Here is a 12,869-nt window from a genome sequence, read left to right on the forward strand (position 1 = left end):
TTTTTTTTATTATTTTAGAGTTAAATAAATGTGCCATAAATGACCAAAATTATATTAACCATTATCGCCTGTTCTGTATTAGTGTCTTGTAAACATAGAGGTAAAAATAAAAATGCTACCCATCAAGATTCTACAATAAATAATACCGAACAAGTATTGTTAGATTCTACTGAAGCAAAACGTATACTGACATTACCCTTGCATTGTCTTGAAGTAGAATATCCAAATAAATTAGGACAAGTGATCGGATCTGAACAAGATTTAAAAACACCATCACAACTGCATCCCATTTTTTATGGATGCTTTGATTGGCATTCATCTGTTCATGGATATTGGTCTATGGTTAAGGTTTTAAAAACATTTCCAAATTTGAGTGAAAGCACAGCTGTTCGCGCTTTGCTGAATTCAAAAATTAATACCGATAATGTAAATAAAGAAATAGCATTCTTTTTGGACAAAAATAATAAGGGCTTTGAACGAACTTATGGATGGGCTTGGCTTTTGCAATTGCAAGCTGAACTTATAAATTGGAAAGATCCAGATGCTGAGAAATGGGCAAAGGCATTACAACCTCTTGCTGATCTATTAGTAAAAAACTATGAAGAATATCTACCCAAATTAGTTTATCCTATTCGTTCAGGTCAGCATGATAATTCAGCTTTTGGATTTAGTTTAGCACTCGATTATGCTAAGGTAACACAAGATACTGCTTTTGAAAATTTAATTATAGAACATGCCAACCGTTTGTACAGTCATGATAAATCTTGTAATATAGCTTATGAACCTAGTGGATCTGATTTTCTCTCTCCTTGTCTGGAAGAGGCATATCTCATGTCAAAGATTTTGAATCTGGATGATTCCAAAAAATGGCTGAAAGACTTTATGCCGGATTTATTTAAGAAAGATTTTAAGCTTGAACCTGGTATCGTGAAAGATCGTACAGATGGTAAATTGGTGCATTTGGATGGACTTAACTTCAGTCGTGCAACATGTCTCAACGGAATTGCACATAAATTACCTGAGCTTAAACATTTACATGTGCTAGCATATCATCATTTACAATATTCCTTACCAAATATCAGCAATGATGATTATATGGGATCGCACTGGTTAGGTACATTTGCTTTATATGCAATCACACATCAATAATTGATTGAATAGGATATAAAGATATGGTGTAAGTTTTGGAAAGATAGCAGGAAGAATAGAAAGTGGATTTCAATATCAAGTGACAAAAATTAGCTTTCGACGATAAAATATGACATCTTGTCTTAAATTGTGTCTTTGGAATATGGATTGATATTTAACTGTTAAATCAATTAGCATTTAAATATAAAATATATATGAACACAGAAAAAGGATCTATTTCAATCCACACGGAAAACATTTTTCCTGTCATTAAAAAATTCTTATACTCTGATAACGAGATCTTCTTACGCGAGTTAGTATCGAACGCGGTGGATGCATCTCAAAAGATTAAGCGCTTAGCTTCTTTAGGTCAATACCAAGGCGAAGTAGGTGATTTACTTGTTGATGTGAAACTTGATGAAGCAGCAAAAACAATTACCATCTCTGATAATGGTATTGGTATGACAGCTGATGAAATCAAAAAATACATCAACCAAGTTGCATTTTCAGGTGCAACTGAATTTATGGAGAAGTTCAAAGAGGCTAATGATGCAAATGAAATCATCGGTCGTTTTGGGTTAGGTTTCTATTCAGCTTTTATGGTAGCGGATCATGTTGAGATTGAAACTTTATCTTACCAAGATGGTGCAGAAGCAGCACATTGGACTTGTGATGGTAGTACTTCTTATGAAATCTCAGCGGGTACACGTACAACACGTGGTACAGATATCATTTTACATATAAACGATGAGTCTGCTGAGTTTTTAAACAAATCTCGTCTACAAGAGATATTGGATAAATATGCTCGTTTTCTTCCAGTTAATATCCGTTTTGGAACAAAAACTACTTCTGAACCAGATGGTGAAGATGAAGAAGGAAAAGCAAAATATAAATCTGTTGAGGTTGATAATATTATTAACAATACAAGCCCTGCATGGACGAAAGCTCCTGCGGAATTGACAGATGAAGATTATTTGGCTTTCTATAAAGAATTGTATCCATACTCCATGGATGAGCCTTTATTTTGGATCCATTTAAACGTTGATTATCCATTTAATTTAACTGGAATTCTATACTTCCCTAAGATTAAGAATGAATTAGAAATTCAACGTAATAAAATCAAGTTGTATTCTCGTCAAGTATTCATTACAGATGAGGTTAAAGATATTGTTCCCGAATTCTTAATGTTGTTGCATGGGGTAATCGATTCACCAGATATTCCGTTGAACGTATCAAGAAGCTTCTTACAAGCGGACAGTAATGTGAAGAAAATCAACAACTACATTACCAAGAAAGTAGCAGATAAATTGCAGGAGATTTTCAAGACTGATCGTAAAGGTTTTGAGGAAAAATGGAATGATATTGGTTTGTTTATTAAATACGGTATGTTGAGCGATGAAAAATTTGCAGAAAAAGCAAATGATTTTTGCTTGTTGACGAATACGGATAAAGAAAACTATACGATCAAGGAATATTACGAAAAAGTAAAAGATATTCAAGTTGATAAAGACGGTCAGGTTATTTACTTATATACACATGATGTCGCGCAACAAGATAGTTTCATCGCTACTGCAAAAACAAAAGGATATGATGTATTGGTATTAGATGGACCTTTGGATACCCATATGACTTCTTATTTGGAGCAAAAAGGAGGAGAGAAGGTACAGTTGAAACGTGTTGATGCTGATATAATCGATAAGTTGATCCAAAAAGACGAAAAACAAGAATTATCGATTTCTGAAGAAGAATCAAAACAAGCGTTATCGATATTTGAAAAAGCGATCAGTCGTGCCGATATGAAAGTGGAAGTGGAGCCTTTATCTGCAGATGAATTACCTGTTTCTGTAACGATCGATGAGTTTATGCGTCGGATGAAAGATATGGCAAAAACAAATGGTGGTATGAACTTCTATGGAAGCTTACCTGATAATTATAAAGTCAGTGTAAATGGTAACCATCCTTTGGTAAAACGTATTTTATCAAGTTCTGAAGAAGAAGGTTCGCAGTTGGCAAAACAAGCTTTTGATTTAGCTTTATTGTCACGTGGATTACTAACCGGATCAGCATTGACTTCGTTTGTAAAACGTAGTGTAGAGTTGATCTAAACGATCTAAAATAATAGCTTAATCCTCATTATGATACGTTATAATGGGGATTTTTTGTTTAAAAACATTTGGAGGATATGGAATAAAATTCTACTTTTGTATCACAAACACGGTAGGTGTAGCTCAGTTGGTTAGAGCATCGGTTTGTGGTACCGAGGGTCGTGGGTTCGAGCCCCATCACTTACCCCTGACGGGGCAAGAGATTTTTAACAATCTTTTGTCCCTTTTTTTATCTTCTAATTTATTGTTTATCAAGCAGATACATTAAAACATTTCGCTCATCAAAGCGGTTTGATGTTGTAGGTTTTCAAAATCGAATTTTTCGGGGAACATCGAACCAATCAGCCTTCTCTTATCATTAATGGCAGATTTGGTGAAAATTGGAGATAAACTGCAAAGTGTAGTTATTGCATCATCCAAGATCAGCCCTAGCAGGGCATTGCCCAGGATGATTGCGAGACTTAGGTGGTTGATTATCGATGGTATAAAAGCTGATCACTCCCTTCCTTTTCATTTGCTTATTTCAAATCTAAATACCAAAGCATTGGAAATACTTGCTGATAAAAGTTAATGCATTCCATTCGCAATATGAAAGTTATAGTTGTTTAAATTGGAAACAATGCAGGCAATAAACTTATTATTTTAGCATAAACTAAATATCTCTAACTTAGAAAAAAAATTAATATGCAGATAAAACAACTCGAAGTTTGCGCTTTTAACATTCAGTCTAGCCTAATCGCACAAAAAATAGGAGCCAGTCGGGTAGAACTTTGTGATAACCCGATTGAGGGAGGCACCACGCCTTCATTCGGTACAATCAAACAAGTTAGAGAAAATATTTCAATAGATCTTTTTCCAATAGTCCGTCCCAGATCAGGGAACTATTATTATTCTGCGGACGAGTACCAGATCATTAAAAATGATATTGAGGCTTGTAGAATTTTGGAATGCAATGGTATCTCTATTGGGGCTCAAACTATCAATGGAGAAATAGATAAGGATTGGCTAAAACGTATCGTAGATTGGGCAGGTTCGTTAAAGGTAACCTGTAATAGGGCCTTCGATGGTGTCCCAGACATTTTTAAAGCTTTAGAAGATATCATCGAGTGCGGCTGCGAAAGGGTATTGACCTCGGGTGGTGAAATTGGGGCTCCTCAGGGGACAGAGATTTTGAAAAAATTAGTAGAGCAGGCAGGTGATCGCATTATCATTATGCCTGGTGCAGGTATAAAGTCTAGCAACTTAAAACAATTGGTTGATGAAACTAAGGCCACAGAGTTCCATGCCTCGGCAAGAGAGGTGGCTGTCAATCCGCTACATTATATTAATCGTAAAATTAATGATTACGGAAATCTTTATGTCTCTTCAGAAACAGAACTCCAAAAAATGATTGACATCTTAAGACATTAATAATAATATAATTTAGCCCCGATTTGAAAAATAATCTTTTCATTTCTTATGCATTTTACGGTACATAGATGGAGCAACGCCGATGAGTTTATTGAATAGCCTTGAAAAATAATACTGATCGTCTATTCCAAGTTTCAGACAGATTTCCTTGATACTTTTATCGGTAAAATATAAATACTGGCAGGAATGTTGGATTTTTAATTGGTTGAAATAGGCTATAGGAGACTGCCCCGTCTTTTGCTTGAATATCCGAAGGTATTGTGATAAAGACATCTTCTGCTGATCGGAAAGCTCATGAACAGAAAGCCTTGCAGACAGGTTCGATTTCATAAAATTTATAGAACTGCTCACCGCATCCTGGCTATAAACGGCCGGATTAATTTCCTTATAGTAAATTAAGGATGTTACGAAATGCAGTACCCTGAAATTCATGATTTCCATATCCTTATTGCTAAAGCTGTGCTCAAGAATTGTGAAAATCTGGTTAAACTGCTTTACCCGGTACTCTTCGAATGGAACCGAGTGCGCCAAAGGACAGCCGTCGATGAGTGAGCGCTGATAAATTTCTGATGCATTACTTCCGCTGAAATGAAGCCAGTAGATTGACCATGGGTGTTTTGGATGGCTGTAGTACCGGTGCGGTATGTTTTTGGGAACGATGAAAAACATATTGGCCTTCAGCTGATATGTCTTGCCCTGGATATCGATCCGACCCTCGCCGTCCATACAATATAAAAGAATAAATTCGTTGCTCCCTGTTTTCCTTTCCCGGTCATGGCCCGCTGCATTGGGATAATAACCGATTGCGGTAAGGTAAAAAGTATTGATAAGCGGATTTTTTTTGATTTCTTTGCGAATGTTCGGTGTAAGTACGATCATTCGCTGGCCGAGGAATCCTTCCTTTATTTTTTTTTGTTCTTCCATTTTTATCCGTTGAAAATATAAAAATATAAAATTTGATCTAATGTCTTATTGAAATATGCGGATATTGTCCATGTTTTATTTGAAATAGTCCATTTTCATTAGCAGGTTCACTTGTAACTTTAACTTTATTATGAGCAGTATCAGGTTGAACTGAAGAACTCAGGAAAGCTCCTGCACAAAAAAGATATTCTAATCAATTATTCTAACATGATTCTAAACCTAACCAAAAAAAAACTGGGTATGCTAATGCTGACGGCCTTGTTGAGCTTGTTCAGTACCCTGGTACTCCGAGCCCAGACCACGGTCAATCTCTCCGGGAGAGTAACCGACCAGCAGAACGGATTACCTCTTCCGGGTGTATCTGTAAAAGTTAAAGATGGATCTTCAGGCGTCTCAACGGATAAAGACGGCAGATTTTCACTATCCGCTCCACCTCGCACAATTCTGGTCATATCTTCCATTGGTTACCTGACAAAAGAACTGCCCGGGGCAGAAAATATGAATGTGGTACTGAGCAGTTCGTATAAGGATTTACAGGAAGTCACCGTTGTAGGTGTTTCAGTAAGGAAAAGTGACCTAACCGGTGCGGTGGCAGGTATTGATGAGAAAACAATCCGCGAACTTCCGGCAACAAACATTAACCAAGCTATCCAGGGCCGCATTAGCGGAGTGCTCGTACAGAACACAAACCCTCGTCCTGGAAGCAGTGGCAGCATCAAGGTCAGGGGAAATAACTCCATTCGTTTCGGGGCAAGTCCCATTTATGTTGTAGATGGCCTGGTGATCGATGATGGAGCATTCAATTCTGTCAATCCAGATGATATTGCGAGTATTGATGTTCTAAAGGACGCATCGGCGACAGCTATTTATGGTTCCAGAGGTGCTAATGGTGTTATTTTGGTGACTACCAAAAAAGGCAAAAATCCAGATGGGGCCATCAGCTATAATGCCTGGGTGGGCATACAGTCATTCACTAAAAATGTATCCTATCTAAATGCGCAGCAAATCGCGGACTTACGGATAGATGCATATGCTAATAAATATATGGATGATAATCCTACAGCAAACCGCCAGAGCTACATTAATACGCTACTTGGCACCAGTTCGCCTATTTTTAGCCAGGATGAGCTTGCCGTTTATCGTTCCGGAGATTCATATAACTGGTTGGAAGAAATTACCCAGCGCGGCGTTCAGCAGAATCATACCGCTACCTTTTCAAAGGGCGGAGAAAATGGTTCTGCTTATGTCAGTTTCAATTATACCGATCAGAAAGGATTATTGAAAACCTCAAATTACAAAAGGTATGGGGGACAGGTAAACCTGGAACAGAAAATAAAGCCATGGTTGAAAATTGGGACAAACACCAATTTCTCAAGAACAAATGAATCCTATATTGATGGTGGAGTTTTCAATATCGCAGCCAATGCGAATCCATTACTGCCCATCAATGCCGATATTCCTTATCTGAGCTGGAAGGGTATTCAGAGCACGGATCTTTATAATCCGATACGAAGCCTAGATATTGATGGAAAGGGTAACCTGAACCGTTTGCTCACCACGAATTATCTTGCAGTGAACCCGATACCCGGGCTTACCGTGAGAAGCGGTATCTCCCTGGATGTGAGAAACCAGGATTACTTAAACTACATTCCCAAAACCCTCGGACAGTCGATCAGAAACGCCACGTCGGGCAGTGCAACACAGAAAAAGGAAAACTGGTTGAACTGGCAGTGGGACAATTCAGTTTCATACGATAAAGCAATCGGCAAGCACAATTTTTCAGGTCTGGCAAGTTTCGGCCTTACCCAAAACAACTATAACTACAACCAGGTTGATGCATTTGGTTTTGCTACAGATGATTTCTCTTACAAATATCTCGGTGGTGCTTACCTGAAGGATAGGACGCAGCTTGCTTCGGATTTTGTAACCAATTCATTGATAAGTTATGTTGCCAGAGGCAATTATAATTATGGCGGAAAATACTTTGCAACTTTAACGGCAAGGTATGATGGCTCTTCAAAATTCGGTAATGGCAAAAAATGGGGCCTTTTTCCTTCACTTGCCCTCGCCTGGGACATTTCCAAAGAAGATTTTTTCAAAAATGTTAACCTAGATATGCTGAAACTCCGAGCAGGCTATGGAATTGCTGGCAATCAGAATATTCCGAATTTCGCTTATAGCTCGCTTTACAGGCCGGTATTCTCTAATGGTTCGGTAAGTTATATATCAGATGGCCGTTTGGGAAATGCGGATCTGGTCTGGGAAAAACAGAAACAGCTTAATATTGGCATCGATGTCGGCCTATTAAAAAACAGGCTGACCATTAACGCAGACTATTTTGTCATACACAATGATGACCTGCTGATGGAAAGAACCCTTTCGACCACAACCGGCTTTAGAAATACGATTGCCAACGTGGGCTCCCTGCTAAATAAGGGAGCAGAGCTGAATATTATGGCAAAAATTATCGAAAAGGAAGATTTTCAGTGGTCCCTGGGGCTTAATATCTCAAGCTACAAGAATAAAATTACCAAGCTTTATGGTAGCGTGGATGCAATATACAACTATGGGGGGTTCACTGGGGTAGAAATCCAGCGTACGGGCAATCTGTTCTTAAACGAATCGCTTAACTCGATCTATACTTATAAGTTTGATAAAATTGCTCAGGCAGAAGATATAGACAGGATCAAAAATATCAATTTTGGTGGCCATACCATTAAACCGGGGGACATCATTCCTGTGGATGTAAATGGCGACAACAAAATCGATGACCAGGACAGGATCGTCGTTGGTAAGACGGATCCCAAATTTTATGGGGGTTTTTCCAGCAACCTTGCCTATAAAGGATTCTCATTGAACGCTGTATTCAACTATAATTACGGGGGCAAGGGTATAAACTCCCTATATGATGGACTCATGAACGGCACCGGGGAATATGCAGGACATACCGATCAGCTCAACCGATGGACCCCTCAGAATACTGGAACCAATATTCCCCGCGCTTATGTGGGCGGTAGCCGCTATGGTGTAGGAGAAACGGATTACTCGGTACAGAGTACTTCATTTTTACGTATGACCGCTTTAACCCTGGGTTATAATTTCAACCAGGCTATATTGACAAAGGCAAAAATGACTAGTTTCAGGTTGTATATGACAGGAAGCAACCTGTTTACCATAACCAATTACAAGGGATATGATCCTGAAGGCGGGGACAGTTATCCGACCTCTAAGATGATTGTATTTGGATTAAACGTTGGATTTTAACGATAAGAAAATGAAAAAACATTATATGCTCCTGTTCATGTCGGCTTTGATATTGATCAGCCCTTCGTGCAAAAAATTTATAACAGAAGATCCTCAGACAGCGCTGAGCGAAGAACAGGTTTTCAAAAGTCTCGATAACATCGAGCCATTGGTTTTGGGTCTGTATACCAGTTGGAGAAATACCAAAAAAGACCGTGGAGGCTTTATATTTACCCTGGGTAGCGATGAGGCGCAACAGGGTGCCTATCAGGTAAGGACCGATGAACGTCAGGCAAGCCTTGACCGTTACAGTGCATTCCTGACTGCGAGTAACACAGCCCTTGCCGAGCAGTGGAACAGCCGCTGGCCTGTAATTTCAGCGGCAGCTAAAGTAATTTACGCTTTAGGACTGAGCCAGGATTCTGATATCCAGCGTAAAAACAAAATTCTTGGGGATGCGAGTTTTATCAGGGCAGCACTAAACTTTGAAATGAGTCAGTACTGGGGCGAAATCCCTTTGATCGATCAGGCAAAATTTGCAGAATATGGCACCAGAAGACAATCCTTAGAACTGGTTTACACCAGTATAATTGCAGATCTGGAAAATGCCGTAAAATATCTGCCAGTCACTCAAACCGATAAACGCAGGGCGACGAGCGGCGCGGCGCTTGCCCTTTTGGGAAAAGTATATCTATATGCACCATTGGCATCAGGTCAGCGTGATTACGCCAAGGCAAAGGATACCTTTAAAAAGTTGATAGATGCCGGTACATACAGTTTGGTCGCAAACTATAGTGATCTATGGAATCCGACAAAACCAAATACAAGCGAATCAATTTTTGAATTCCAGTTTAATAATGTTTATCCCGATAACAACCAGACCCAATGGCAGATGGGCTCCCGATCGCTTGCCGACATCGATCAGTACGCTTACTTTGGTGGATATGACTTAATGGTCCCAACGAAATATTGCTATGGCAAAACAAGTGAAGGCGGCATCTGGGAAGATGGTGACCTGCGCAAAGCGGAAAGTATTCGTTATGATTTCACTTACAACGGTAAGGTCCCTGTACTCAACCCGGCATTCGGCGGCGATGAACTTGATCCGCATGTGAAAAAATTTGAGGATATCCGTACTCAGGGCACCTTGAGTTTCTGGCTGTCGGGTAAAAACATTTTTTACCTGCGTTATGCCGATATTCTTTTATGTTATGCTGAAACCCTTAACGAGACCGGAGCTACCGCACAGGCAGTAGATTTGGTCAATACAACGGTTCGGACAAGGGCCTGGAACGGAAACCTGCCCGCAGATAAGAAATGGAATGCCGGCATGAGCCAGCAGCAGTTCCGAGATAATATTCTGGATGAACGCATGCGCGAACTTTGTTTTGAGGGCTGGAGAAGAATGGACCTAATCAGAACCGGAAAACTGGTCGACCTAGTAAAACTGAGAAACCGGTGGGCAAGGGAAACTGGATCTATCCAGGCTTTTCATAACCGCTACCCGATTCCTTTGCAGGAAATTAAACAGAACGACGATATCAAAGAAACCGATCAAAACCAGGGCTACCTGAATCAATAACTACACATGGTAAATGGCGTTATTAAAAGGCTATGGGGCAATAAATCGGGAAAACCAGTTTACCTCATCAGGCTAGAGAACAAAGGCGGCGCTTACGTGGAGCTTAGCAGCTATGGGGCAGGGATAGTCTCTGTTGTAGTCCCCGATAAGAATGGGAAGCCCGGAAATGTTGTTCTGGGCTTCTCAAATCTGGAAGCATATCTCCAGGACACCTGCTATATCGGGGTAACCATAGGCCCCTTTGCCAATAGGATTGCTAATGGAGCCTTCGAGCTCCATGGGAAAAAGTACGTTTTTGAAAAAAACGACGGGGGGCATTTAAATCATTCTGGAAACCTGGGTATGCATGCTGCCGTTTTTGATTTTTCGACGGATGATGCCGCTGTTACTTTTAGCCTTTCTTTACAAGATGGGGAAGATGGCTTCCCAGGAAACCGTGAATTAAGCGTCCGATACAGTTGGAACGATGAACAGGAACTAATGATTGCTTATCAGCTTAGAACAGATCAGGCGCTTCCGATAAGTATAACCAATCATGCCTACTTTAATTTAGGCGGCGAGCATAATTCTATAATGGATCATCGGCTAAAGGTCGCTTCCTCCGCTTACCTTGAATTAAATAAAGCGCATCTTCCAAGTGGCAAGATTTTAAGCGATAAGCAGATGCTCTTCAATGACGCTTTCATAAGAGATAAACCAGGGGATAAAAGCCAGGGAATTATTGGCCTGAATACTTTTTTTCTGCTTGATGCCTTGCCTCAAGATCAACCCGTTGCAAGATTGGAAGAAGAACAATCCGGCAGAACAATGGAGGTATATACTGATTATCCAGGCATGCTCCTTTACACCGGGGAGTTTCTGCAAAGCCGTTTTGTCGGGCATGGCGGAAAATCCTACAAAGCTTTCGATGGCCTGTGTCTGGAATGTCAGTATTTTCCCGATAGCCCGAATCAGCCCAGTTTTCCATCTGCCATATTTAGCGCTGAAAGACCGTACAATCATTTCATAAAATTGAAGTTTGGACTCCGGTCATATTAAAAATATTGACGTAAATTTTTTAAAAAAATAAGCTAATTTAACTATACGTCCCAAGGGGTGTTCTGATCAAATAAGAAAATCAAATAAGAAAATGAAAGAAGAAAAAGAAAGCTTTAATCACCTTTATATTATTGGTATATCCTTTATTTCTGCACTAGGCGGGTATCTTTTTGGGTTTGACTTTGCCGTCATTTCAGGTGCCTTGCCTTTTTTAAGGATCAATTTTCAGCTTGATGCATGGTGGGAGGGATTTTTAACCGGATCCTTGGCCTTGGGTTGTATCTTGGGCTGCGTGATCGCTGGCAGGATTGCAGACCGTCTAGGACGAAGACCGGGTCTGATGGCTGCAGCGATAATCTTTGCACTTTCTTCGCTCGCCATTGCTTTTTGTAGCAGCCTGACTCAATTCGTCGCGCTCCGTTTTATTGCGGGAATCGGTGTAGGCATGGCGTCGATGCTGTGCCCGATGTATATTGCCGAGATTTCGCCAGCAAAGGTTAGGGGCAGAAACGTAGCAATCAACCAGCTTACCGTTGTGATTGGTATTTTGGTCACTAATCTGGTAAATTATTTTCTTGCCGATAGTGGCCCGGATGCGTGGCGCTGGATGTTCGGACTCGGCGTTGTACCTTCAGTAATCTTTTTGATAGGAGTACTTTGGCTCCCGGAAAGCCCAAGATGGTTAATGAAGGATGGCCAAAGCAAAAAAGCACGGGAGGTTCTTGCAAAAATCGGTTCGGCAAATTTTGTAGAAACCACTGTAAAAAGCATTAGCAAAACACTCGTTAAGGGACAAAAACCCTCATTGAAGGCAGTTTTTGAGAAGTCAGTAAGACCAGCGGTAATTGTAGGAATCATCTTAGCGGTCTTTCAGCAGTTCTGCGGCATCAATGTGGTGTTCAACTATACCTCCACAATTTTTGAATCTGTAGGGGCCGATCTGAACAGGCAGCTTTTTGAAACCGTGTCGATCGGAGTAGTCAATCTCTTTTTTACGCTTCTGGCCATGTGGCAGGTAGACCGGCTTGGCCGAAAACCACTAATGCTTATAGGATCGCTCGGACTTTCGGTTGTTTATATTGTGCTGGCCTTTCTGCTACAGAATCATTACCCTGCAGGAATGGTTTCCGTTTTTGTTTTACTGGCCATCGGCCTTTATGCAATTTCGCTTGCCCCGGTGACATGGGTACTGATATCGGAGATATTCCCCAACCAGATCCGAGGGACAGCCTCATCAGTGGCCATAATTTCTTTATGGGGTGCCTATTTTATTCTTGTGTTTACCTTTCCGGTTCTGGCCAAGCAGCTTGGAACTTTTGGTCCGTTTTATTTATACGGGGCAATATGCCTGCTGGGATTTTTATTTATAAAATTCCGCGTTAAAGAAACCAAAGGACAGACACTTGAAGAATTGGAAGAAAATTTAATAAGACATTAAT

Annotated in this window: 9 protein-coding genes and 1 tRNA gene; 9 read left to right on the top strand and 1 reads right to left on the bottom strand. The window is 40.3% G+C overall.

All coding sequences use genetic code 11. From position 1 onward, the window contains the following. The first annotated feature begins 39 nt into the window (after window positions 1-39). The 5 genes from LZQ00_RS06785 to LZQ00_RS06805 all read left to right on the top strand — a co-directional run bounded on the left by LZQ00_RS06785 (window position 40) and on the right by LZQ00_RS06805 (window position 4,643). Entirely contained in the window at window positions 40-1,149 is a 1,110-nt protein-coding gene (locus tag LZQ00_RS06785) for a DUF2891 domain-containing protein (RefSeq protein ID WP_234513690.1), read from the top strand. A gap of 194 nt (window positions 1,150-1,343) precedes the next feature. Then, window positions 1,344-3,233: a molecular chaperone HtpG gene (gene htpG / locus LZQ00_RS06790; protein ID WP_234513706.1), complete on the top strand. Its 1,890-nt coding sequence runs from the start codon at window positions 1,344-1,346 to the stop codon at window positions 3,231-3,233. A gap of 112 nt (window positions 3,234-3,345) precedes the next feature. Next, window positions 3,346-3,419 (top strand) — tRNA-His (locus LZQ00_RS06795). A gap of 175 nt (window positions 3,420-3,594) precedes the next feature. Next, window positions 3,595-3,804, top strand: a complete 210-nt coding sequence (locus LZQ00_RS06800) for a hypothetical protein (protein ID WP_234513708.1) — start codon at window positions 3,595-3,597, stop codon at window positions 3,802-3,804. A gap of 113 nt (window positions 3,805-3,917) precedes the next feature. Continuing rightward, window positions 3,918-4,643, top strand: coding sequence for a copper homeostasis protein CutC (locus LZQ00_RS06805; protein WP_234513711.1), 726 nt, complete (start codon window positions 3,918-3,920; stop codon window positions 4,641-4,643). Window positions 4,644-4,682: 39 nt separating this feature from the next. On the opposite strand, the gene LZQ00_RS06810 is transcribed toward LZQ00_RS06805, so the two are convergent. After that, window positions 4,683-5,567 (bottom strand): AraC family transcriptional regulator, encoded by an 885-nt coding sequence (locus LZQ00_RS06810; protein ID WP_234513713.1) that lies wholly within the window; start codon window positions 5,565-5,567, stop codon window positions 4,683-4,685. A 207-nt stretch (window positions 5,568-5,774) separates the two neighbouring features. On the opposite strand from LZQ00_RS06810, the gene LZQ00_RS06815 reads away from it, so the two are divergent. The 4 genes from LZQ00_RS06815 to LZQ00_RS06830 all read left to right on the top strand — a co-directional run bounded on the left by LZQ00_RS06815 (window position 5,775) and on the right by LZQ00_RS06830 (window position 12,868). Beyond that, window positions 5,775-8,831 (top strand): SusC/RagA family TonB-linked outer membrane protein, encoded by a 3,057-nt coding sequence (locus tag LZQ00_RS06815; protein WP_234513716.1) that lies wholly within the window; start codon window positions 5,775-5,777, stop codon window positions 8,829-8,831. 10 nt (window positions 8,832-8,841) lie between these two features. Next, window positions 8,842-10,392, top strand: coding sequence for a RagB/SusD family nutrient uptake outer membrane protein (locus tag LZQ00_RS06820; RefSeq protein ID WP_234513718.1), 1,551 nt, complete (start codon window positions 8,842-8,844; stop codon window positions 10,390-10,392). A gap of 6 nt (window positions 10,393-10,398) precedes the next feature. Further along, window positions 10,399-11,430: an aldose epimerase family protein gene (locus LZQ00_RS06825; protein WP_234513721.1), complete on the top strand. Its 1,032-nt coding sequence runs from the start codon at window positions 10,399-10,401 to the stop codon at window positions 11,428-11,430. Window positions 11,431-11,521: 91 nt separating this feature from the next. Then, window positions 11,522-12,868, top strand: coding sequence for a sugar porter family MFS transporter (locus tag LZQ00_RS06830; RefSeq protein ID WP_234513724.1), 1,347 nt, complete (start codon window positions 11,522-11,524; stop codon window positions 12,866-12,868). The last annotated feature ends 1 nt before the right edge of the window (window position 12,869 follow it).

It is taken from the genome of Sphingobacterium sp. SRCM116780 (assembly GCF_021442025.1).
GTDB lineage: Bacteria > Bacteroidota > Bacteroidia > Sphingobacteriales > Sphingobacteriaceae > Sphingobacterium.

What these genes read in the sequence shown, in the direction of transcription:
- LZQ00_RS06785 (WP_234513690.1), top strand. Translation starts at nt 40, where the DNA reads ATGACCAAAATTATATTAACCATTATCGCCTGTTCTGTATTAGTGTCT.
- htpG (WP_234513706.1), top strand. Translation starts at nt 1,344, where the DNA reads ATGAACACAGAAAAAGGATCTATTTCAATCCACACGGAAAACATTTTT.
- LZQ00_RS06800 (WP_234513708.1), top strand. Translation starts at nt 3,595, where the DNA reads ATGGCAGATTTGGTGAAAATTGGAGATAAACTGCAAAGTGTAGTTATT.
- LZQ00_RS06805 (WP_234513711.1), top strand. Translation starts at nt 3,918, where the DNA reads ATGCAGATAAAACAACTCGAAGTTTGCGCTTTTAACATTCAGTCTAGC.
- LZQ00_RS06810 (WP_234513713.1), bottom strand. Translation starts at nt 5,567, where the DNA reads ATGGAAGAACAAAAAAAAATAAAGGAAGGATTCCTCGGCCAGCGAATG.
- LZQ00_RS06815 (WP_234513716.1), top strand. Translation starts at nt 5,775, where the DNA reads ATGATTCTAAACCTAACCAAAAAAAAACTGGGTATGCTAATGCTGACG.
- LZQ00_RS06820 (WP_234513718.1), top strand. Translation starts at nt 8,842, where the DNA reads ATGAAAAAACATTATATGCTCCTGTTCATGTCGGCTTTGATATTGATC.
- LZQ00_RS06825 (WP_234513721.1), top strand. Translation starts at nt 10,399, where the DNA reads ATGGTAAATGGCGTTATTAAAAGGCTATGGGGCAATAAATCGGGAAAA.
- LZQ00_RS06830 (WP_234513724.1), top strand. Translation starts at nt 11,522, where the DNA reads ATGAAAGAAGAAAAAGAAAGCTTTAATCACCTTTATATTATTGGTATA.